At 71.7% G+C, this 18,804-nt stretch carries 14 protein-coding genes and 1 tRNA gene; 9 read left to right on the top strand and 6 right to left on the bottom strand.

From position 1 onward, the window contains the following. Positions 1-48 precede the first annotated feature (48 nt). Positions 49-2,775, bottom strand: a complete 2,727-nt coding sequence (locus tag ACZ3UD_RS09040) for a penicillin acylase family protein (RefSeq protein WP_465584155.1) — start codon at positions 2,773-2,775, stop codon at positions 49-51. Positions 2,776-3,146: 371 nt separating this feature from the next. On the opposite strand from ACZ3UD_RS09040, the gene ACZ3UD_RS09035 reads away from it, so the two are divergent. The 4 genes from ACZ3UD_RS09035 (at position 3,147) to mscL (ending at position 7,818) form a co-directional block, all read left to right on the top strand. Then, a complete protein-coding gene (locus ACZ3UD_RS09035) occupies positions 3,147-4,631 on the top strand; it encodes a potassium/proton antiporter (protein WP_465584152.1) in 1,485 nt (494 codons plus the stop codon). A 393-nt stretch (positions 4,632-5,024) separates the two neighbouring features. Continuing rightward, a complete protein-coding gene (locus ACZ3UD_RS09030) occupies positions 5,025-6,329 on the top strand; it encodes an MFS transporter (protein ID WP_465584353.1) in 1,305 nt (434 codons plus the stop codon). A gap of 126 nt (positions 6,330-6,455) precedes the next feature. Continuing rightward, a complete protein-coding gene (locus tag ACZ3UD_RS09025; RefSeq protein ID WP_465584150.1) occupies positions 6,456-6,782 on the top strand; it encodes an FmdB family zinc ribbon protein in 327 nt (108 codons plus the stop codon). A 619-nt stretch (positions 6,783-7,401) separates the two neighbouring features. Continuing rightward, complete coding sequence (gene mscL, locus ACZ3UD_RS09020) at positions 7,402-7,818, top strand: large conductance mechanosensitive channel protein MscL (protein WP_465584147.1); 417 nt, start codon at positions 7,402-7,404, stop codon at positions 7,816-7,818. Here mscL and ACZ3UD_RS09015 read toward each other — a convergent pair. Both ACZ3UD_RS09015 and ACZ3UD_RS09010 read right to left on the bottom strand, forming a co-directional pair. Beyond that, positions 7,815-8,096, bottom strand: coding sequence for a hypothetical protein (locus ACZ3UD_RS09015; protein WP_465584144.1), 282 nt, complete (start codon positions 8,094-8,096; stop codon positions 7,815-7,817). The two genes, mscL and ACZ3UD_RS09015, sit on opposite strands and share 4 nt — an antisense overlap. 170 nt (positions 8,097-8,266) lie before the next feature. Further along, positions 8,267-9,238, bottom strand: a complete 972-nt coding sequence (locus ACZ3UD_RS09010; protein WP_380611861.1) for a sigma-70 family RNA polymerase sigma factor — start codon at positions 9,236-9,238, stop codon at positions 8,267-8,269. A 401-nt stretch (positions 9,239-9,639) separates the two neighbouring features. On the opposite strand from ACZ3UD_RS09010, the gene ACZ3UD_RS09005 reads away from it, so the two are divergent. Then, a complete protein-coding gene (locus ACZ3UD_RS09005) occupies positions 9,640-10,452 on the top strand; it encodes a phosphatase PAP2 family protein (protein WP_465584140.1) in 813 nt (270 codons plus the stop codon). Positions 10,453-10,526: 74 nt separating this feature from the next. Here the strand turns inward: ACZ3UD_RS09005 and ACZ3UD_RS09000 are convergent. Continuing rightward, positions 10,527-10,599 (bottom strand) — tRNA-Arg (locus ACZ3UD_RS09000). A 178-nt stretch (positions 10,600-10,777) separates the two neighbouring features. Here ACZ3UD_RS09000 and ACZ3UD_RS08995 point away from each other — a divergent pair. Continuing rightward, positions 10,778-12,328: a glycosyltransferase family 39 protein gene (locus tag ACZ3UD_RS08995; protein ID WP_465584138.1), complete on the top strand. Its 1,551-nt coding sequence runs from the start codon at positions 10,778-10,780 to the stop codon at positions 12,326-12,328. A gap of 113 nt (positions 12,329-12,441) precedes the next feature. Here the strand turns inward: ACZ3UD_RS08995 and ACZ3UD_RS08990 are convergent, their stop codons facing one another. Continuing rightward, a complete protein-coding gene (locus tag ACZ3UD_RS08990; protein ID WP_465584135.1) occupies positions 12,442-14,916 on the bottom strand; it encodes a hypothetical protein in 2,475 nt (824 codons plus the stop codon). 298 nt (positions 14,917-15,214) lie between these two features. On the opposite strand from ACZ3UD_RS08990, the gene ACZ3UD_RS08985 reads away from it, so the two are divergent. From ACZ3UD_RS08985 to ACZ3UD_RS08975, 3 genes are all read left to right on the top strand, one after another. Next, positions 15,215-15,955 carry a GOLPH3/VPS74 family protein gene (locus tag ACZ3UD_RS08985; protein ID WP_465584132.1) on the top strand — a complete coding sequence of 247 codons (741 nt, stop codon included), beginning with the start codon at positions 15,215-15,217 and terminating at the stop codon, positions 15,953-15,955. A 542-nt stretch (positions 15,956-16,497) separates the two neighbouring features. Then, positions 16,498-17,361 carry a helix-turn-helix domain-containing protein gene (locus ACZ3UD_RS08980; protein ID WP_380611856.1) on the top strand — a complete coding sequence of 288 codons (864 nt, stop codon included), beginning with the start codon at positions 16,498-16,500 and terminating at the stop codon, positions 17,359-17,361. Further along, positions 17,358-17,567, top strand: coding sequence for a DUF397 domain-containing protein (locus ACZ3UD_RS08975; protein ID WP_380611855.1), 210 nt, complete (start codon positions 17,358-17,360; stop codon positions 17,565-17,567). Before ACZ3UD_RS08980 ends, ACZ3UD_RS08975 begins: the two co-directional genes overlap by 4 nt. Before the next feature lie 95 nt (positions 17,568-17,662). Here ACZ3UD_RS08975 and ACZ3UD_RS08970 read toward each other — a convergent pair whose 3' ends face one another. Further along, on the bottom strand, positions 17,663-18,778 hold the full coding sequence (locus tag ACZ3UD_RS08970) for an ADP-ribosylglycohydrolase family protein (protein WP_465584128.1): 1,116 nt from the start codon (positions 18,776-18,778) through the stop codon (positions 17,663-17,665). Positions 18,779-18,804: the final 26 nt, after the last annotated feature.

The raw sequence follows: 18,804 nt of genomic DNA, 5'->3' as shown, positions 1-18,804 counted from the left end.
CCCGCTCCCTCCGGAAGGGAACGGGGCCGCCCGCGCGTCGGACCGGAGTCAGCCGGTGGTGAGCACCAGCTTGTGCTTGGTCGCCTTCTCCACCGCGTCCGGGGTGAAGGCCCAGGTCAGCAGCTTGCCCTTGAGCCAGAGGTCGGTCTGGTCGTTGTAGTTCGCGTGGAAGGCGTGGCCGGATTCGCCGCCGACGTTGATCCAGCGCGAGGAGTCCAGGTCGTTCAGGTCGACCACCATGCGCATCGACGGGATCCAGTCCACCTGGTAGCCGGCCGCCGCGTTCCAGCCCGCCGCGTCCACCGCCGCCGAGCCGCCGGAGAGGCGGTAGGGGCCGCGGTTGAGCAGCTTGTGGACGGCGCCGGAGGCGATCGAGGAGTTGTCGGTGCCCATGGTCTGCTCGCGCAGCTCCAGCTTGTGCAGGCGGCCCCAGCTCCAGGTGGAGATGTCCTTGCCGAGCAGCGAGGTCAGGTCCTGCCGGGCGTTCTTCATCGCCTCCTTGAGCAGGTTGTCCAGGCCCTTCTGCTCCTTGTGCTGGGAGTCGATGTACGTCCACCACGAGCTGTCCGGCTTGTCCAGCTGGGCGCGGACCACCTCGGTCCAGCGGTCGCCGCCGTCCGGCTGGGCCTTGCCCGGGTCGCGGGTGCCGCACTGGGTGACGATCTTGCTGGAGCTGTCCGGCTTGGTCGGGTCGTCCTGCTGGCGCACCAGCAGGCAGTTGTCCTTGGCCCGGATGTCGGCCGGGAACTTCTGGCCGAAGGCGAGGCTGAGCAGGTTGCGCCAGACGCCGTTGTAGTAGGCGGCGGCGGCCGAGTCGGCGTCCTGGTGGAAGTTCCAGTCCTTCAGCAGGTCCTGGGCCTCGCGCACGTACGGGTCGTCGATCTGCTGCTTGAGCAGCAGCGGGACCAGCGTCTTGGCCATGATGCTGGTGTTGTCCAGCTGCAGGGTCTGCATGTCGTCCGGCGAGATCTTGCCGTTGTTCTTGAGCAGGCCCTCGATCTGGTCGGTGATCTCCTTGGCCCGGGTGCCGTACTCCCAGTCCTTGGTCAGGTTGTACTTGTAGCTGTAGCTCTGGTCCGCCACGGCCTGGTTGGCGGTGACGATGTAGCCCGCGGACGGGTTGAGGCTCCAGGGCAGCGCGGTGAAGGGGACCGGGTCCGGCTTCCACTGGTAGGAGGGGTCCCAGCCGGGGGCGGGCATGGAGCCGTCGCCCTTGCCGCGGACCGGGATGACGCCCGGGGCCTGGTAGCCGATGTTCTTGGCGTCGGCGTAGATCAGGTTCTGCGCGGGGACGGCGAAGTCCCTGGCGGCGTTCCGGAAGTCGTCCCAGTTCTTCGCCTTGTCCAGCTCGAAGACGGCGTCCATGGTCTTGCCGGGGCTGAGCGCCGTCCACTGGAGGGCGACGCCGTAGCCGCCGGTGCCGCGGTCGGGGGCGGAGGTGCCGTTGGGGGCGTACTTGCCGACGTTCTGCTGTTCGGTGCTCTGGTCGGAGATGAGCGGGGCGCCGGTCTGGGTGGTGCGGACGGTGATGGTGCGGTCCTCGCCGCCGGCGACCTTGATGGTCTCCTTGCGGAGGTCGAACTTCACGTCCTTGCCGTCCACCTGGTAGGTCTCCGGGCCGGTGACCTTCTCCAGGTAGAGGTCGGTGACGTCGGCGCCGAGGTTGGTGAAGCCCCAGGCGATGTCCTTGTTGTGGCCGATCACCACGCCGGGCATGCCGGCGAAGGTGAAGCCGGAGACGTCGAACTGGCAGGCCGGCGAGGCCGTCCGGCAGTGCAGGCCCATCTGGTACCAGACCGAGGGCAGGCCGGGGCCGAGGTGCGGGTCGTTGGCCAGCAGCGGCTTGCCGGTGGTGGTGTGCGAGCCGGCGACCACCCAGGAGTTGGAGCCGATGCCCTGGCCGGGGCGGCCGAGCAGCTGCGGCATCGTGTCGATCCGGTCGGTGAGGCCCTGCATCAGCACCTTGGTGGTGGCCGCGCCCTGGGCGGTGGCGGCGCCGGGGGCCGCGCCGGACTGCGCGGAGCCGTCGGCGGGCTTGTAGGTCTCGCCGCTCACGGTGCCGGTCTTCACGATGGTGCCGTTGCGGGAGTACGGGTACTCCGGGTACAGCTCGGCGATCTTGTCCGGGCCGAAGTCCTGGGCCAGCAGCGAGCGGTCGATCTCCTCCTGGAGGTTCCCGGAGAGGTTCCAGGCCATCGCCTTGAGCCAGGCCACCGAGTCGACCGGGGTCCACTGCTCGGGCTTGTAGCCGCTGTTGACGGCACCGAGCAGGGCGTACTCCAGCGAGGCCTTCTCGCCGCCGGGGTGCTCGGCCAGCCAGGCGTTCACGCCGTCCGCGTAGGCCTGCAGGTACTTCTTGGTCTCGGGCGACAGCTTGGTGTCGAACTCCTTCTGCGCCACCTGCCGCCAGCCCATGGTGCGGATGAAGGTGTCGGTGTCGACCTGGCTGTCGCCGAACATCTCGGACAGCCGGCCGGCCGTGATGTGGCGGCGGACGTCCATCTCCCAGAAGCGGTCCTGCGCCTGGACGTAGCCCTGGGCGCGGAACAGGTCCTCGGGGGTGTCCGCGTACAGCTGCGGGATGCCGTTGGCGTCGCGCTTGACGTCGACCGGCGCGCTCAGGCCCGCCACCTTGACGCTGCCGTCCACCTCCGGGAAGGACGCGCGGACCGCGGTGACCCCGCGGTAGCCGCCGTAGCCGACGCCGGCCACCAGCAGCACGACCAGCACGATCACGATCAGACGGGCGCGCCGGAACTTCTTCGAGCGGGGCATCTGGGTCCTTGCGGTCCTGACTTCGGGGCGGGCGGGCGTGTCCAGGGCCTGGGGCCGTGACAGGGCACCACATTAGGCCGAGTCCGCGGACCGGCGTGCACGGGGGACACTCCGGGCGGGATCTCGGGAGGTCAAGGAGCGGCCCGGAACGGGCCCGCGGGCAGCGATGCAGGCAGCCAAACTAAAGATATGGCAAAATGTTAGACTGAGTAACGATCCGCAAGAGGAGCATTGACGCCTTCTTAACGGGTCTCCGCGCGCGCCGCCCACGGCGCCCGCGCATGCTCGGAGCCACCCAGCGGCTCCGACCCCAGCACGACCCAGCACCACCTGACACCCCGCCCGCCCATGCCTGCCCGAGGTGCCACTGCGTGAACGTCGCCCACCTGAACCAACTCCTGCTCGAAGCCTCCGTGATCCTCCTGGTCGCGGTGGTCGCCGTGCGGTTCTCGACCCGATCAGGGCTGCCCAGTCTGCTGATCTACCTCGGGATCGGCATCGCACTGGGCCAGAACGGAATCGGCGTCACCTTCAACAACGCCGAGCTGACCCAGGTGCTCGGCTACGCGGCGCTCGTGATGATCCTGGCCGAGGGCGGCCTCAAGACCAGCTGGCGCGAGGTCAAACCGGCGATGCCGGCGGCCACCGTGCTGGCCACGGTCGGCGTCGGGATCAGCGTCTTCGTCACCGCGGCCGGCGCGCACTGGCTGGTCGGCCTGGACTGGCGGACCTCGCTGCTGCTGGGCGCGATCGTCTCCTCCACCGACGCCGCCGCCGTCTTCTCGGTGCTGCGGATGGTCCCGCTGCCGCACCGGCTCACCGGCCTGCTGGAGGCCGAGTCCGGCTTCAACGACGCGCCCGTGGTCATCCTGGTCGTCGCCTTCGCCTCCGTCGGCGAGCCGGACTCCTGGTACGTCCTGCTCGGCACGATCGTCGCCGAGCTGGCGATCGGCGCGGCGGTCGGTCTGGCCGTCGGCAAGCTGGGCGCGTTCGCGGTCAAGCGTGTCGCGCTGCCCTCCTCGGGCCTGTACCCGATCGCCGTGGTGGCGCTGACCGTGCTCGCCTACGCCGGCGGTGCGCTGCTGCAAGGCTCCGGCTTCCTCGCCGTCTACATCAGCGCGGTGATCCTCGGGAACTCCAAGCTGCCGCACGGACCGGCCGTGCGCGGCTTCGCCGACGGGCTGGCGTGGATCGGGCAGATCGGCATGTTCGTGCTGCTCGGACTGCTCGCCTCGCCCGAGAGCATGGGCGACGCGGTGGTGCCGGCGCTGGTGATCGGCGGGGTGCTGGTCTTCCTGGCCCGGCCGCTGTCGGTGGTGCTCACGATGACCCCGTTCAAGGTGCCCGGCCGAGAGCAGGCTCTGCTGAGCTGGGCCGGACTGCGCGGGGCGGTGCCCATCGTGCTGGCCACCATCCCGGTGGTCTCCGGCGCGCACAAGGCCGGGGACGTGTTCAACATCGTCTTCATCCTGGTCGTCGTCTTCACCCTGCTCCAGGGTCCGACGCTGCCCTGGATGGCCAAGCGGCTGCGGATCGGCGAGGGCGCGATGGGCCAGGACCTCGACATCGAGTCCGCGCCGCTGGAGAAACTGCACGGACACCTGCTGTCGGTCACGCTCTCGCCGGCCTCGCGGATATCCGGCGTGGAGGTCGGCGAGCTGCGGCTGCCCAAGGGGGCGGCGGTCACCCTGGTCGTGCGCGAGGGCAGTTCCTTCGTGCCGGACAAGGCGACGGTGCTGCGCGGCGGGGACGAGCTGCTGGTGGTCACCACGGACGAGGTCGGCGAGGCCGCGGAGCGGCGGCTGCGGGCCGTGGACAAGGGCGGCAAGCTGGCGGACTGGCTGAACGGGCGCTGACCCCGCGTTGCCAGGGGTGGCCTGGCGGGACAAGGCCGGCGAATGGGGTGGCCTGGCGGAATCTACGCGCGTAACTGTATGCTGGTGCGACCACGCCGTTTAACTACCGCTAGACCACCCCCAGCATCTGCCTGACGCAGAGTTGGCGCGACCGCTCGGCGGCCGCGGTCAGGCCCCGGCCCACCAGGCCCGGCCGACCCGGTATCTACCCCGGTCGACGCGCGAGAGGACGACTCTCGGCGCCGTCGGGGCCACCCCATGCCCTGCCGCGCTACCAGGCAGCAGGAAGGACCGACCGTGACGGCCCGCCGAACGGTCGACATCGCCGCGGACAGCGCTCCGGACACCGCGGACAACACTCCGGACACCGCTCCGGACACCGCGACCGGCACCGTGGACACCGCCGCCGAGGCGCCCGCCCGGGTCGGGTACGGAGAGCTGCTGCGCACGCCCGGCGCCTGGACGTTCCTGTCCCCCGCCCTGGTCGCGCGACTGCCCTACGCGATGCTCAGCATGGGCATCCTGCTGCTCGTCACCCAGACCCACGGCTCGTACGGCACCGCCGGTACGGTCACCGCCGTCGCCGCCGTCGCCCAGGCCCTGATCGGGCCGCAGACCGGGCGACTGGCCGACCGCTACGGCCAGGCCGCGGTACTGGTCCCGACGGTGCTGGTGCACGCGGCCTCGGTCGGCGTGCTGATCGCGCTGGCGCTCGGCCACGCGCCGGCCTGGAGCCTGTACCTGGCCGCCGTCCCCGCCGGGGCGAGCGTGCCGCAGATCGGCGCGATGGTCCGGGCCCGCTGGGTGTCCGAGTTCACCGCGGAGGGCGCCTCCCCGACCGCCGCGGCCAAGGTGAGCACCGCGTTCGCCTTCGAGTCCGTGACGGACGAGTTCACCTTCGTGATCGGCCCGATCCTGGCCGCCAACATCGCCGCCTTCGCCAGCCCGGCGACCGCGCTGATCGCCGAGGCCTCGCTGACCCTGGTCGGCGGCCTCGCCTTCGCCGCCCAGCGGCGCACCGCCCCCGCCCGGATCGCTCCGCAGCCCGGTGTGCGGCGCGCCTCCGCGCTCGCCTCGCCCGGCGTCCGGCTGCTGGCCGGGACCTTCCTCGGGGTCGGCGCGGTGTTCGGCGGCATGCAGGTGTCGGTGAACGCCTTCGCCGACTCCGTCGGGCAGCACGACGCCGGCGGCACGGTGTACGGGATCTTCGCGGGCGGCTCGATGCTGGCCGGTGTGCTGTACGGCGTGGTCGCCTGGCGGCGGCCGGTCCAGCAGCGGATGGCCATGAGCTACACGCTGCTGGTGCTGGGCTGCTCGGTGCTGTGGGCGATGCCCAACCTGGTCGCCCTGACGGTTGCCGGGCTGGTCTGCGGTCTGGCCATCGCGCCGACCCTGATCAGCGGCTACACCCTGGTCGAGACGCTGGTCGCGGACGGCGCCAAGACGGAGGCCTTCACCTGGCTGACCGGCGCGATCGGGCTGGGGCTGGCGGTCGGCTCGATGGCCGCCGGCAAGCTGATCGACGGACACGGGCCCTCGGTCGGGTTCCTGGTGCCGGTCGTCGGCGCCGGTCTGGGGCTGCTCGCGCTGGTGTCGATGCGGCACCTGCTGGTGGCGCGCGGCGGGACGGGCCGCGTGGTGGCCGGGTCCGCCGAGCGTGGCGGCGCGCCGCAGCTGGTCGGTGCGGCCAAGGGCTGAACGGGGGGTCGGCGGCGACCGGGTACCGGCTCATCTCACACCGGAGTCGCTGGACTGATCCAGCGGAATGCCGCATCATTGACCATCGTTAGCACTCATCAGGCGAGAGTGCCAGGAGGAAGACAAGTGCCCACGTACCAGTACCAGTGCACCGAGTGCGGCAACGGCCTGGAGGCGGTGCAGAAGTTCACCGACGAGGCGCTGACCACGTGCCCCGACTGCCAGGGACGGCTCCGCAAGGTCTTCTCGGCCGTGGGCGTCGTGTTCAAGGGCTCGGGCTTCTACCGGACCGACAGCCGATCGTCCTCCAGCAGTTCGGTGGGCGCCGGTTCGTCCTCCGGCTCCCCGACGTCGTCGTCCGCGACGTCCTCGACGGGTTCGAGCTCGTCGTCCTCGTCCAGCTCGTCCAGCTCGTCCAGCTCCTCCAGCAGCCCGGCTCCGGTCGCGAGCTGACCTCGGCGCCCGGTTCGCGGCGTTCGACACTGGGCGCTCGGCGCCGGATCGGCGTCCGGCGAGTGCTCGGAAGCTTCGCGAAAGGCCCGTCGGCCCCGCTTCACGCGGGGCGGCGGGCCTTTCCGCTTGCCCTGTTCGCCGTCCGGCGCGGGTTTTCGTCAGCTTGCGGAGGTCGGTCTCACTCGCGCGAGTGTACGAAGTTGTCCACAGGGGCGGGTTTATCCACAGGCTTGGGGATAGGGCTTTCCGGTAGCGCCCGGGGCGCGCATCGTGTGGGTCACCAGAGACCGACCGATCGAGTCCGGAGGTCACGTCGATGACGACCATGAGCCTGTCCGTCCCACTGCCCGCGCCTACCGTGCCGCCCCGGCGGGAGGTGCCGAGCTTCCCCCCGATCCGGCGCGGCTGCGGCGGGTGGCACCGCTGGCGCCGGGCCGTCCGGCGGCGGGCCGGGGTGCCCGCGCTGGTGCTGCTCGCGGTGGCGGCGGCGCTGGCGCTCGGGCCCACACGGGCCGGGCTACCGCCGCCCTCAGGGGGCGCGGTGGGCCGTACGGGTTGTCAATCCGGGCCTGCGGGGGATCACCCGTAACCCCGGAACGACTTCGTCGTTCGAGGCGGCATGAAAGGCTTCAAGGAATTCCTGCTGCGTGGAAATGTCGTCGAACTCGCCGTCGCCGTGGTCATCGGCGCGGCTTTCACCAACATCGTCAATGCCTTCGTCAAAGGCGTGATCAATCCGATCGTCGGTGTGTTCGGGACGAAGGACCTGGGGTCCTACAGTTCCTGCCTCAAGGGGCCCTGCGAGGTGAGCGCCACCGGTGGGGTCACGTCCGGAATCCTCATCCTGTGGGGGTCGGTGCTCAGCGCCGCCCTGCAGTTCCTGATCACTGCGGCCGTCGTCTACTTCGTCCTGATCGTGCCGATGAACAGGATGGCGGCCAAGCGCAAGTCCGTCGTCGAGGTGGCGGCGGAGGCCGAGGCCAAGGAGGTCCAACTGCTGACCGAGATCCGCGACGCGCTGGTCACGGCGCGCTAGTCCCCGTGGTGCGGCGGACGCTGGCTCAGATACCAGTCCAGCCCGCGCCCACCGCTCTCCCCCGGCCCGGGGCGCTCGCCCCAGCCCGCGTCGGTGTCGTCCCGGGACTGCTGGTCCAACGGGTCCCGGAAGACCAGCCGGGCCTTGGCCACGGCCGCCCGCCGGGTCGCCGGCGGCTGGTCCGCCGACGGCTGCTCGTCCTGTTCCTGCCGGACCTGCCCCTGCCTGTTCTGTCCCTGCCTGCTCTGTTCCTGCCGGCTCTGTTCCTGCTCGCTCACTCTGTCCACTCCCCTGATCACCCGGGCCGTCCTGTCCCTCCAGCCTAAGAGCCCCGTGGCACGCCGCGGGCCCTGGGCGGAGCGCTCCGCACCAGGGCCCGGGGGCAGACGGGCTCGGTCATTCCCGGCCGAGACGGGCTCGGCCGTGGGCTCGTTCGTCAGGCGGCTCCTCAGGCGGCCTCGAAGCCCGCGTGGTCGGCGATCTTCTTCAGTTCGGCGAGCGCGTGCTTCTCGATCTGGCGGATCCGCTCGCGGGTGAGGCCGTGCTGCTTGCCCACCTCGGTCAGGGTGCGCTCGCGGCCGTCCTCCATGCCGTAACGGGAGCGGATGATCGAGGCCGTGCGGTCGTCCAACCGCCCGATCAGGCCGTCCAGCTCCTCGCGGCGGAGCATGACCATCACGGCGTCCTCGGGGGACGTCGCCCCGGTGTCCTCGACCAGGTCGCCGAACTGGGTCTCGCCTTCGTCGTCGACCGACATGTTGAGGCTGACCGGGTCGCGCGCCCAGTCCAGCACGTCCTTGATCCGAGCCTCGGTGGTGTCCAGCTCGGCCGCGATCTCGGCCGGCTCTGGCTCGCGGCCCAGTTCCTTGGACTTCTCGCGCTGCACCCGCCGGATCCGGCCGAGCTCCTCGACCAGGTGCACGGGCAGCCGGATGGTGCGGGACTGGTCGGCGATGGAGCGGGTGATCGCCTGCCGGATCCACCAGGTGGCATAGGTGGAGAACTTGAAACCCTTGGCGTAGTCGAACTTCTCGACGGCGCGCACCAAGCCCGCGTTGCCCTCCTGGATGAGGTCCAGCAGCGGGAGGCCACTGCGCGGGTAGCGGCGGGCGACCGCGACCACCAGGCGGAGGTTGGAGCGGATGAACACGTCCTTGGCGCGCTCCGCGTCCTCGGCTATCGCCTCCAGCTCCTCGCGCGTGACACCGTCCGGAAGTCCGTCCTCGTCCAGCAGGTGCTGGGCGTACACGCCGGCCTCGATCCGCAGCGAGAGCTCGACCTCCTCGGCGGCATCGAGCAGGGGCGTCCTGGCGATCTCGTCGAGGTACATGCCGACCAGGTCGCGGTCGGCCTCAAGGTTGGTCGGGCGGGCCGCGCGACTCCGGTCGGCCCTGTCGCGAACGACGGCACGGGTGGCCATGCTTGCTCCCTTTGACTGGTGTTGCCGAGGTCTGCCTGCCTGCCCGTGAGGGCAAGAAGTGCGGGCCCCTTGGGGCCTCACACGTAACGATCCAACGAACAGAATCCGGACAACATTCCCAAGTCACTCAGATTCTTCCCGGCGATGCAGTATCCTGCCGGTTTTCACCCCGGTTCTGGACGCTCGGTGACCGGCCGAACACCCAATGCGCCCGCTTGCGATCGCTTCGCGCGATCAACCGGGACGCCTCTTCACCGGCTCTCCATGCGACCGCCGCCTACCGTTGAACCGGCGAACGGCCGCGCACGTTCCCCGGCGCACGCAGGTCCTCCTCACAAAAGATGCCAAATCGCTATCGCTCCAGCTCCCGATCGGCACAGCACGCTGGGAAGGTGTCAGGCATGCACCTGACCAACAGCTCGACCTCCGTCACCGTGCGTTATCACGGCCTCCTTCGGGACGCCGCGCTCGCGCTGGGTTGCGCCGCGCTGTTCGGCCTCCTGGCGGCGCTGGTAACGGGCCACTGGCACCCTCTGCACGAGTTCGACCAGCACTGGATCAGCGAACTCCACATCTACGCACAGGAACACCGGATCTGGACCGCCGCCGTGCAGACCCTCTCCGACATCGGCGGCCCCGTCACGATGCGTGCACTTCTCGGCGTTGCCGCCGCCTGGCTCCTGTTGATCGGCGCCCGGGTGCTGGCCGGCTGGGTGGCCGCCCAGACCCTGGTCGGCTGGGGCGCCCAGTGGGCGCTGAAGCTGGCCTTCGACCGCCCGCGCCCCGTCTTCAACGACCCGGTCTCGCACGCCGGCGGCCCGGCCTTCCCCTCCGGGCACGCGATGGCCTCGGCGATCACCTGCGCCGTCCTGGTCGGCCTGGTCTGGTACCGGGTCCACCGCCGCGGCCGGACCGCCGCCTGCGCGGTGGCCGCCGGGACGGTGCTCACCATCGGCTGGACCCGGGTCGCCCTCGGCGTGCACTGGCCCAGCGACGTACTGGCGGGCTGGCTGGCGGCCGGCGTCGTACTGGGCGTCGTGACCGCCGCGATCGAGCTCTGGCGCCCGGGCGCGCTGGCGCGGGACGTACGACGGGTCAACTGGCGCACCAGGCCCCGGGTTCAGCGGGTCATCGTGCCCTACGTCCGAGCGTCGCACGCCGAGGACGCGGAGCTGGACGATCCCGTCGACCGCCCGGACGAGCCCGTCCGCTGACGCCCCCGGGAACAACGCCGCAGGCCCCCCGTCCGAGGTCGGACGGGGGGCCTGCGGGCTGTGGTGCCGTGGTGTGCCCCAGACAGGAATCGAACCTGCGACACCGGCTTTAGGAGAGCCGTGCTCTATCCCCTGAGCTACTGAGGCGGGGCCGGTCTGTGACCAGGCCGTTCACAGCGTACCGGATCGGGGGTCGGCTGGGGGGTCGTGGCCGGGGATGGTGGTCAGGGGGCGGGTGCCGACGGGGCGTCAGGGCAGGTCAAGTAGCCTGCGGAGAAGTGTTCGGATCGCCCCGGCGTGCCGCCCGAAGGAGACGAAGGCCCTGATGACACCAGCTGTACGCCCGGCCGTCCGCTTGCCGGGGCAGGTGTGGTTCTGGCCGGCGGTGGTGATGCTGGGCGTCGGCTCGTACCGGCTGGGCACGCCCGAGCTGTGGCGGGACGAGATGGCGACCTGGACCGTGGCCACCCGCTCGCTGGGCGACCTGCTGCGGCTGCTCCAGCACATAGACGCCAGCAACGGCGCGTACTACCTGCTGATGCACGGCTGGACGGCGGTGTTCGGCGACTCGGCGGTGGCCCTGCGAATACCCTCCGTGCTGGCGATGGCGGCGGCGGCCGCCTTCGTGGCGCTGACCGCCGAGCGGCTGTTCGGCGACCGGGTCGCGGCGATCGGCGCGGGGCTGCTGTTCACGGTGCCGCCCCAGGTGTCCCACTACGCCCAGGAGGCGCGCGCCTACGCGCTGGCGACCTGCTCGATCGCGGCCGCCACCTACTTCCTGCTGCGGGCGCTGGAGCGGCCGGGACTGCGGCGCTGGGCGCCGTACTCCGTGGCGATGGCGCTGGCCGGGGCCTGGCACCTGGTCTCGTTCAGTACGGTCGCCGGGCAGACCGCGCTGGTGCTGCTGCACCTGTGGCGCACCCGAACGGGGGCGGAACGGCGGATCCGGTGGCAGTACCCGGTCGCCGTGGCCGCGGCGGTGCTCCCGGTGCTGCCGGTGGCGCTGCTCGGCAGCCGGCAGTCCGACCGGCAGCTCGGCTGGATCAAGACGCCGTCCTTCTCCGACCTGACCGACTTCGGCGGGCACCTCTTCGGCTCGGACCAGGTGGCCCGGGCCTTCGTCCTGCTGGCGCTGCCCGCGCTGTTGCTGCCCGGCCTGCGACTGCGGGCCTGGCAGTCGCTGCTGCTGGCGGAGCTGCCGGTGGTGGGCGTCTGGTTGGTGTCGCGGGGCACCACCTCGTACTTCCTCGACCGGTACCTGCTCTTCACGGTGCCCGCCTGGGCGGTACTGGCCGGGGGCGGGGTCGCGGCGGTGTACCGCGCGGTGGCGGCCCGGGCCGGGCGGCGGTGGGCGCCGGGACGGACCGCCCAGCCGCGGGCGGCCGTGGCGACGGCCAGGCTGCTGGCGGTGGGCCTGCTCGCCATCCCGGCCGTGGCGGCGCTGCCCGAGCAGCCCGCGGTGCGGTACGCGGACGCGCACACCCGCTCCAAGGAGCCGTTCCGGGCGGCGGCCGAGGAGATCACCGCCGGGTACCGTCCCGGGGACGGGCTGGCGGCCCCGATGGGCGACCAGTCCTGGGCGATGGTCTGGCCGGGCGTCAGCTACCACCTGCCCCCGAACGTCCAGCCGTTCCCGGTGTTCGTCGCGCGCAGCGCCGAGGACGCCGAGGCGCTGGCCCCCGAGCCCTGCCTGCGGCCGGAGGCCTGTCTGGGGGACGTACCGCGGGTCTGGCTGCTGGTCCTCGGGGACACCCCGGACCCGCTGGCGGCCCTGGCGGAGGAGCAGGCACAGCCGCTCAGGCAGCGGTACGGCGCGCCGGACAAGGTGGTACCGCTCGGCGGTCTCACCCTAGCGCTGCTCGACCCCGCGACCTGAGACATCCGGACCTGGGGCGCCCGGACCTGGGGCCGCGGAGAAGCCGGACCGACGGAGAAGGGGGAGCCGGATCGTTCCGGCTCCCCCTTCGGCCGTTCAACCGTTCGACGCGCTCACAGCATGCGCAGCAGTCGGGACTGGATGGACGGCGGGTTCAGGTCGGACTGGAGGGCCACCGGGACCTCCACCTTGCTGTCGCCCGAGCCCACCCGCAGGGTGCCGACCTCCTTGCCGGCCTTCTCGTTGTGGCGGAGCTTGGCCGGGTCCAGGGTGATCGTGCCGCTGATGCCGGGGAAGCCCGCCACCACGAGGTCCTTGGTCGCGACGACCGGGACCTTGCCGCCGAGCCCGTCGTCCACCGAGCCGACGACGTCGCCCTTCTTCACCACGGTCTGGCCGGTCAGCCCGTTCTGCGCGGCCTGGATCTGCTTGCCGCTGACCTTCAGCACGGTCGGCAGGATGCCGTCGCCCTCCTTGGACGAGGTGGCCTGCTGGCCCAGGGTGACACCGAGGATCAGCCGCTTCACGCCGCCGATCTCCTTGTACGCGGCCCACATCAGGCAGCCGCCGGCCGGGGTGCTGGAACCGGTCTTGACGCCGATGACGCCGGTCTTCGGGTTGATCAGGTTGTTGGTGTTGAGGATCTTCACGCCGTTGAGGGTGGTGTCCGGGGTGGAGACGATCTGCCGGAAGATCTCGTCCTGCATGACCTGCTCGGCCAGCTTCAGCTGGTCCTTGGCGGTGGACTTGGTGTCCGCGTTGAAGCCCGCCGGGTCGGCGTAGGTCGTGTTGGTCATGCCGAACTTGGCCGCCGTGTCGTTCATCAGCTTGACGAACGCCTCCTCGGAGCCGGAGTGGTAGCGGGCGAGCAGCCGGGCCACGTTGTTGGCGGACGGCAGCATCAGCAGTTCCAGCGCCTGGTACTCGGTGAGCACCTGACCCGCGGTGAGCGTCACCCGGGACTCGTCGGCGTTGCCGGACTCCTGCGCGGCCTGCGGGTCGACGGTGATCTTCGGGCCGCTCTCCCCCTTCTTCAGCGGGTACTTCTGCAGGATCAGATAGGCGTTCATCACCTTGGTGACACTGGCGATCGAGGCCGGGGTCTCCTGGCCCGAACTGCCGAGGCTGCCCACGCCGACCACCTCGGCCGCGGACTGACCCTTGGCCGGCCAGGCGAGGTCGAGCGCGTCGCCGGAGAAGGTGAAGCTACCCGCAGCCGACATCTTCACCTTCGCGTCCGGCAGCGGGCGCAGCAGCTGGGCCACCACGACCGCACCGAGCACCACGGCCAGGAACACCGTCCAGATGGTGATCCGCTTGAGCGCGCGGCGCAGCGGCGAGACCGGACGGGAGTTGAGGGAGGCCAGGACCTCCATCGCCTCGGCCGTGTTCTCGGGCCGGGGCAGCGGCTGCGGGGCGGGCAGCGGCTCGGGCCCGGGCAGCGGCGGGACGGGCGGCACCGGCCGCGGGTCGGGCTCGGGCAGCGGGGTGGGCGCCGGGGCCGGACCGGGCTCGGGCTTCGGGGGCGGCTCGGGCAGCGGTTCGGGCCCCGGGGTCGGCTCGGGTTCGGGGACGGGCTTGGGCGTCGGGTGCGGCTCGGGCCCCGGCTCGGGGACGGGCGCCGGCTCGGGCAGCGGGGTGGGCTCCGGGGGCTCGGGCACGGTGCCGGCGGCCGGGGCGGCCGGGGCGGCCGGGGCGGCGGGGGCGCCCAGCGGCCTGGGCTTCTCCAGCTTCTCGGCCTTGCCGGTCGGAACCGGGGGCGTGGTGAGCAGCATGGTCCTGGTCGGGTCGTACGGCTCGTCGGACTCGTCGGACCCGGCGGTCTCGGCGGCCTCGTCTGCCGCTGCCTCGGCAGCCTTGGACTCGGCGGGCTCGGACTCGGCGGGCTCCTCGGATTCAGCGGGCTGCCCGGACGCCGCGGACTCCTTCGGTTCGGCGGCCTCGGGTGTGTCGGCCCGCTCCGCCGGCTTCGCCTTCTCCGGCGTGTCGGCCGCGGAACCGGTCTTCGCGAGGGGCTGCTCCGACGCCTTCTCAGTCTCGTCGGCCTTCACGGAAGCACTCTCGGAAGCCTCCCCGGCACCCTTCGCAGCCACCGCGCCAGCCGTCCGCATGGTGAGACGCGGGTCGGCGCCGGATGGCCGTTCGGCGGCCTCCTCCGCCGCGTCAGCCGTCGAGGCCGACTCCTCCCTCTCCGCCCCACCATCTGAACTGTCGTCGCCCGCGGCCTTCAGCAGTTCCTCGGGCAGCCGCAGCGCGGTGGTCTTGTTGTCCACCGGCAGGCGCAGCATCGTCGTCCGGCTGTCCACATCCCGGACGCGGATCTGTACGGTCGACCCGCCCTCGGCCCCCGCCGACGGCTTCTCGGCGGACGCGCCGGAGGAGGGCTCGGCGGACGCCGCGGCCGAGGACTCGGCCGGCGTCCCGGCGGTGGTCTCCGCGGATGCCTTGGCAGTGGTTCCGGCTGACGCCGGGTCGACCGACCCGCCGTCGGCACCCTCAGCGGTGCCGGCCGCCGTACCGGTCCGTTCGCGTTCGCCGCCCCGCTCCCGCTCGTCGTCCCTCAGCACCCTGTCGGGGGACTCGCCCACGTATCCCAGCCTCCTCAACGCCCGGCGGGGCACCGGCAGACCCGATTTCGGGAAGCCGACGCCCCGCCCCGTGTACCTGTACAGTCTCCGCCACATGCGGTCGATCCGGCCGCGCACACCCCGCCCGACCGGCGCTTATTGCCGCCGCACGGCCGCATCGCGGCCTGTTCAACGGTCAGACGCCGGGGTCGCGGCCGCCGGTTCCGCGCCTTCACCGCAAGGTCACGATTCGGAGGCGTACTCGACAAGCCCGTGTGAGAGGCGTCACCCTGTCTCTCATCCACGCGGGGAGGCTTGGATGGGCAAGAGCCGCAGAACTGTTCCCGAGGAACTCTTGCTGCTCGCTTTGGACCCGACCACGGGTACCACGGCGCAGCCGCAGACCCTCGACCTCGGACTCGCCGGGGCGCAGCTCGTCGAGCTGTCCCTGGCCGGACGGATCGTACCGGAGGGAGACCGGATCGCCGTCGTGCTCGCACGGCCGACCGGCGACCCGACCCTTGACCACGCACTGGAGCTGCTGCGCCGACGCGGCAGCCCGGTCCGCGCGGCGCACTGGATCGGCGGGCCCCGCCTGGGGCTTCGGCAGACGTACCTGGCGCACCTGGAGCGCTGCGGCATGGTCACCGCCGTGCCCGGCCAGATGTGCGGGGTGCTGCCGACGACCCGGTACCAGGCGGTCGACGACTGCACCAACGCCGCGATCAAGCAGCGGCTGGACACCGCGATCCGCACCGGTGTACCGCCGGACCCGCGGACGGCCGCGCTCGCGGCCCTCGCCCACTCGGTGGGGCTGGGCAAGCACCTGTACCCGGGTAACGAGGGCCGGTCCTCGCGGTCTCGGCTGCGCGACCTGATCCGGTACGACCCGCTCGGCGGGATGGTCGCGCACGCCGTGATGGACGTGCAGAACGGCCTGCCGGCACAGCAGAACCGTTCCTCCCAGGCTTCCGGGACCGGCACCGGCCGCTCCGGTGCCCGCGCGGCGGGCCGGACCTCCGGCGGGCGGGTCTCCGCCCCTCGGGTCGGGGTCCGCTGATCCAGGCGGCCAGCTGATCCCAGCGGTCCGCTGATCCGGGCGGGCCGCTGATCCTGGTCGGCCGCTGACCACAACGACCCCCGGCGCGCCGAGTCCGACTCGCCGACGACACGTCCGACGGCGCACACCGTCCCGTCCGCGCCGCCCGAGGGCGGCGGGCACCCGTGCGCGCCATCCCGCACCATTGGCACCACCAGTACTACCGGCACCGCCAGAAGCACCGGCACCGCCAGAAACACGGAGGGGCGGTCGCCCCGCGACGCAAGTCGCCCGGCGACCGCCCCTCTGCCGTTCCCGGAGGCCCGTCGGGGTCTTCCGGAACCACCGGTCCGAGTCGTCGAGCCGCATTACCACCTGGGGGCTTGCGCTGTCTCACAGAAGCGCTTTTCCGATGATCCGTTCTACTGCGCTGCTGTGATTCCCCGGCGCCGACCTGGCCCAAGGTGTCATGCTGCTCCAAGTCAGGGGGGTTGGTCCCAATGTCCGAAGTGTTCCGAGGGCTGCCGTTCCAACGATCACCAGAGGTCCGGCCGGAGGTCGACGTGTCCGCGAACATCAATCCCACCGTGCGCCGCCGACGCCTCGGCTCGGAGCTGCGAAAACTCCGCGAGGGCCTCGGAATGACGGCGGAGGAGGTGGCCGGCCGGCTGATGGTCTCCCAGTCGAAGATCAGCCGGCTGGAGAACGGCCGTCGCAGCATCAGCCAGCGCGACGTGCGCGACCTCTGCGACGTCTACAACGTGTCCGACGAACAGATGCGCAGCAGCCTGATGGAGATGGCCAAGGAGTCCCGCCAGCGGGGCTGGTGGCACGACTTCAACGACATGCCGACCCCGTACAGCGTCTACATCGGCCTGGAGGCCGAGGCCTCCTCGATCCGCGCCTACGAGTCCTCCTTCATCCCGGGGCTGCTCCAGACCGAGCAGTACGCCCAGGCCGTGGTCGAGGGCACCCAGCCGGACACCGACGCGATCGCGGTGCAGCGCCGGGTGCAGGTGCGGATGAAGCGCCAGGAGCGCGTCCACGGCGAGAACCAGCTCGGCAGCCTGTGGACCGTCATAGACGAGGCGGCGCTGCGCCGCGAGGTCGGCAGCCGGGAGATCATGGCCCGGCAGCTGCAGCAGATGCTGGAGCTCAGCCTCCGACCGAACATCACCATCCAGGTGATCCCGTTCTCGCACGGCGCCCATCCCGGCATGACCGGGACATTCTCCCTGCTGGAGTTCCCGGAGTCAGCCGATTCCACGGTTGTCTACTTCGAAGGTGTGACGAGCGATCTCTACCTGGAGAAGGAGGCCGACGTGCGCCGCTATACCGGTCTGTACGACTACCTGAGAGCGGCCGCACTCGGTGTCGCGGAGAGCCGGTCGCTGATAGCCGACATCGAAAAGGGATACCACGAATGAGCACCCCCTCCGAGTACGGAACCCCCTGGCGCAAGAGCAGTCACAGCGGTGGCCAGGGCGCCTGTGTGGAGATCGCCGGACCTGCCGCCGGGGCGGTGGCGGTCCGGGACTCCAAGGACCCGCTCGGCCCGCAGCTGCTCTTCTCCACCGAGGCCTGGAACGCGTTCGCGTCGGCCGCGGCGGCGGGAGCCTTCGGCGAGGCCTGACCGGGATCCGTGCTCGGACGAGTTGCCCGTAGCGCTGTCCGTCGCCCCGAGCGGCGGCCGAAGCTACGGGCAACTGCCGTTTCCACGGCGTTCGTTCAGTGCACCACCGGGTACCGGACCGACCAGTTGACGCCCTCCGGGGTCTGCCGGTCGTGCAGTTCGGTGCCGTGCATCAGCTCCAGCGCGAAGTCGTCGGCGAGTTCGAGGATCGCGCCGCGTCCCTCCAGCCCCGCCAGCAGGCCCGGCGGCAGCGCGGTGTCGCCGTGCAGCACCCCGAGCAGGTTGCCGCAGATCGCGCCGGTGGAGTCGCTGTCCCCGGAGTGGTTGACCGCCAACAACAGGCCCGAGCGCACGTCGTGGGCGACCAGGGCGCAGTAGACCGCGATCGCCAGCGCCTCCTCGGCGACCCAGCCCTCCCCCAGCGCCTCGACCCGTTCGGCGGACGGCTCGCCGGCCCGGACGGCGTCCAGCGCGGCCCGCAGCGCGGCCGTGGTCTCCTCGTGCGCCTGCCGCTCGGAGAGCAGCGCCAGCGCGAGGTGGACGCCCTCCTCCAGGGTGCCGCCACGGGCCACCGACTGGACGATCACCGCGAACGCGCCCGCCGCCAGGTAGCCGGTCGGGTGGCCGTGGGTGAGCACCGAGCACTCCACCGCGAGCTGGAAGACCAGGCCCGGCTCCCAGGTGGTGAGCAGCCCGAACGGCGCCGCCCGCACCACCGTGCCGCAGCCCTTGGAGTGCGGGTTCTTGGGCCGCTCCAGGGTGCCGAGCCGCTGGCCGTCCGGCCCGGTCAGGCCGGTGAGGCAGCCCTGGCCGGGGGCGCGCTGGGCGTACAGCCACTCCTCGCGGCCGAGCCAGCCGAGGTCGGGGCGGCGCTCGTCCGGGCCCCAGTCGCGCTGGGTGGCGGCCCAGCGCAGGTAGGCCAGGTGCAGGTCGGTGGGCGGGTGCCAGCTGCCGGTGTCGCGCCGGATGTGGGCCCGGATCAGGCCGTCCACGGTGAACAGGCTGAGCTGGGTGTCGTCGGTGACGGCGCCGGTGCGCCCGTAGGCGGGGACGTAGCCGGTGACGCCCCGCGGGCCGTGCTGGGCCCGGATCTTCTCCAGCGACTCGAACTCGACGCCGGCGCCGAGCGCGTCACCGATGGCACCGCCGAGCAGGCAGCCCCGCACCCGGCTGCGGAAGTCCTGCTGCTGGGCTCGTGACCACAGGGGCATCACGACGGGGCGCCTTTCGTCGGGGT

This window comes from Kitasatospora sp. NPDC023118, from assembly GCF_055560875.1.
The sequence above is the reverse complement of the archived record's forward strand: the minus strand, read 5'-3'. Positions and strand labels throughout refer to the sequence as shown.

Bases quoted from the DNA above. Each gene is read 5' to 3' on its own strand.
- ACZ3UD_RS09040 (WP_465584155.1), bottom strand. From the start codon at position 2,775: ATGCCCCGCTCGAAGAAGTTCCGGCGCGCCCGTCTGATCGTGATCGTG.
- mscL (WP_465584147.1), top strand. From the start codon at position 7,402: ATGAAAGGCTTCAAGGAATTCCTGCTGCGTGGAAATGTCGTCGAACTC.
- ACZ3UD_RS09010 (WP_380611861.1), bottom strand. From the start codon at position 9,238: ATGGCCACCCGTGCCGTCGTTCGCGACAGGGCCGACCGGAGTCGCGCG.
- ACZ3UD_RS09005 (WP_465584140.1), top strand. From the start codon at position 9,640: ATGCACCTGACCAACAGCTCGACCTCCGTCACCGTGCGTTATCACGGC.
- ACZ3UD_RS08995 (WP_465584138.1), top strand. From the start codon at position 10,778: ATGACACCAGCTGTACGCCCGGCCGTCCGCTTGCCGGGGCAGGTGTGG.
- ACZ3UD_RS08985 (WP_465584132.1), top strand. From the start codon at position 15,215: ATGGGCAAGAGCCGCAGAACTGTTCCCGAGGAACTCTTGCTGCTCGCT.
- ACZ3UD_RS08975 (WP_380611855.1), top strand. From the start codon at position 17,358: ATGAGCACCCCCTCCGAGTACGGAACCCCCTGGCGCAAGAGCAGTCAC.
- ACZ3UD_RS08970 (WP_465584128.1), bottom strand. From the start codon at position 18,778: ATGCCCCTGTGGTCACGAGCCCAGCAGCAGGACTTCCGCAGCCGGGTG.